Origin of the sequence: Klebsiella sp. C283 (assembly GCF_048822555.1) — a bacterium.
GTDB lineage: Bacteria > Pseudomonadota > Gammaproteobacteria > Enterobacterales > Enterobacteriaceae > Klebsiella > Klebsiella quasipneumoniae.
Map to the genome: position 1 here is coordinate 1 of NZ_JBMEZS010000047.1, position 2887 is coordinate 2887.

The 2887-nt window shown below is 31.4% G+C and carries 3 protein-coding genes; all 3 read right to left on the reverse strand.

Annotated features, from left to right (window positions below; translation table 11 throughout):
* Window positions 1-323, reverse strand: a 323-nt coding sequence (locus tag ACOI7Z_RS26990) for a hypothetical protein (RefSeq protein WP_420702483.1), incomplete at its 3' end; no start/stop codon positions are given.
* 237 nt (window positions 324-560) lie between these two features.
* Window positions 561-1301, reverse strand: a complete 741-nt coding sequence (locus ACOI7Z_RS26995) for a replication/maintenance protein RepL (protein ID WP_015060893.1) — start codon at window positions 1299-1301, stop codon at window positions 561-563.
* Window positions 1302-1854: 553 nt separating this feature from the next.
* Window positions 1855-2887: hypothetical protein (locus ACOI7Z_RS27000; RefSeq protein ID WP_420702484.1), on the reverse strand; the 1033-nt coding region annotated here is incomplete at its 5' end.

Consider the following 2887-nt stretch of genomic DNA (forward strand, 5'->3'; position numbering starts at 1 on the left):
AAACTAACTACACCAGCAAGAAGGACGCTTGCGTCACTTCTTGCCTTCCTTTCCTTCCCGTTCTTGTCTATAAGTCTAAAATTTTGCTTGTAGTCATCTACAAGCATTTCTACCTCATCCAAATTTAAGCCATAGAGCAACGCAGGTTGCTCTGGCTCTTCAACGTGAGAACAAAAGCCATTAACCCTTCTTGCTTCGTTTAAAACTCCTTTTCTACTGGTAGATCTAACATCTGAAGATCGGTTTAATTCTTTTACTGTTTTTTCTCTCTCAGGTATATCAGCATAAGTTTCTATATGAATAAATTGTGCAGTTTTTGCCATAAAATAACCCTTATTTTTATAGTTTTTCTCATATATTTTTAATAATAAATTTTGCAAGAAAGTCAAGGTTTTCAGGGGTTGCGATTAAGGCATAGGAACCGACTATGCCTAAGCTTCGCTTAGACGTCGGCCCCATAAATGGGGAGAAGGTCAAAAGATAAAAAAAAAGGAAAAATAGAAATCCTAATTTTTATAATTTTACATTATAAGAATTAGGATTTGAACAAGCGAAGCGCGTTAGTTTTGTTCATCAAAAATTAAATCAAAATTTTCTTCCGTTGCTTCTTTCAACTCTGTTTTTAAAGTTTCATTGAAAGACTTTAAAGTTTTATCTTTCTTTTTTTGTTCTAACTCTTCTTTTTTATCTTTTATTTTTTTAATGTTACTTTCATATGTTTTTATAAATTCAGCATCAAAAACCTGATCAAAGTTTTCTTCTTCTGTTAATTTATATTCAATAGATTTTAAGAAATGCTCTCTGTATTGAATGAATAATTTATGCGGTAAGCCTTTCATAAAGACCACGGAATTTATATATAAATTCCCATTCTCATTTTCAATGAGAACTTTTTTAGCCCTTAAAGATTTAAAGACTTTCGACATAGTAGATTTATTAATTTCTGTAAGTTCGCAAAGTCTAGCCTGCGAGAAATTAATTAACATATTACCATGAGACATCATAGAGTCTAAAATTTCCATAGTCACTAAAAGCTCATTACTTGTTAAATTGTACTCTTTTATTATTTTTTTTAAATTCTTCGGAAATAAATGCACATACTCAACTTTATCTGCAATTGACTTATAATTATTAGTTTTCTCAGCAGAGATTGTAATGGCTTTTTTCTGTTTTACGTTTTCATGGTAAAACGTAAAAGCCGCTACTTTTTCTTCTGGGCTTAAATCATATTGATTTAAATAATCGTTAAAATTCTCATAACTTATATTTAAGCTATCATTTAATATTTGTTGTATATTCATAATTAAAACCTCCATTAATTTTATAGTAACTTAATAAACGATCTAAAATATAAGTCAATAGAAAAAGTAGAAAAAAGTAGAAAAAGTTTCACTTTTTCAACTCTTGTCTACTATGTGACACCAGAAAAACTAGGTTAAAAAATGAACTAAAAAATTACTAGTTGACGTTTTTGACAACCCTAGTTGACGTTTTTGACAACCCTAGTTGACGTTTTTGACAACCCTAGTTGACGTTTTTGACAACCATGATTTTTAAAAAGTGAGTAATATCAAGGGTTAGAGAGTAGAAAAAAAAGCCCTAAGATAATCTAAGAGATTCTAATACATATAAGGGGGATAACTTCGGCTCGCCGCCCGGCCAACCCCTCACAGTCCACCAGGCAAGCTGGTGAACTGCTCGCGGTTTTCAAAAAACCCAGGTCAAAACCAGAAATCTGAAGATTTTTTCTTTTGGCCCTTTGGGCAATTGCTTCGCAATTTTGCTATCGCACTCGTTCGAAGAAGTGAAGAGCGTTAGCGAATGAACAAAATAAAAAACTTTCAGTTTTCGGTTTTAGATGTTGAATTTATCACCAGAAGGCTTAATTTTTTTAAACAGATCTTTTTTGAAATCGTTAAATTTATCACCCATCTTTCTTTTTAACCTGTTTAAAAAATCGGTAGCAAATTTTGCTTGTTCGTTCTCAGCTTTTAATCTTTCGTTCTCTAATGAGAGATAATTATTATTCTCTGCTAACTCTATATTTTTACTATTCACAACGTCTAAACGCTGCTCAACGCGTCTATTAAAGTCTTTACGTAGCTTTTGCTCTTTCTCTTGTATTTCAAGGAAGCTATTTTTATAAAAATTCTTTCTTTCTTCTATTTTTTTGCTTTTATCTAATAAAATATTATATTTTTTAACCACCTCATTACTTTTGTTTTTCAGACGTGAAATCTCATTTTTAGGATATGTAATAGAAACAGCAATTTTTCCCAAGTAGCTTTTGTTGTTAAAGTCTTTTATTGCATAATTGAAGCCTTGGCTTTCAGCACTAATTAAAGCCTTTTTTCTTTCTCTCTCTGTTTGTATTCTTGCTTTTTCTTTTTGCTTCTCAATCTCAATTTTGCTTTTTTCAACGCGATCTATTATTTCTTCGTTTGTTGAAATTAATTTTTTTTCTGCTTCTTCGATTAATGCTAATCGCATTAATCTTTCAGCTTCCATTTTCTTAAATTCAGGCGTTGAATAAATTCTCGATCTTGGCTCTTCGCCTGTTCGAGAAAGCCCATAATTTCTTGAAACTTTCATATAGAAATCATCTTGAAAAGCGATCATAGCATTTGAATATAGACCTTTTTGTTTTTCTTTGTCTTGCTTGTTTATTTTCTTTCTGTTTTCTTTTCTTGTGTCAGAAACTGCCTTTTTTCCATCATGTAAGTCGTTTAAAACCTCGTTGCGATCAGCAACGACATAGAAATGAATATGAGGATTTTTTTCGTCTGTATGCTCTATAACACTTTTAAGCTTATCGCCGTATTTTTCTATCAAGTAAAAAATAGCGTCTTTCTTGTAATCGTCCCAAATGTCTTGATCGCTACGCTGT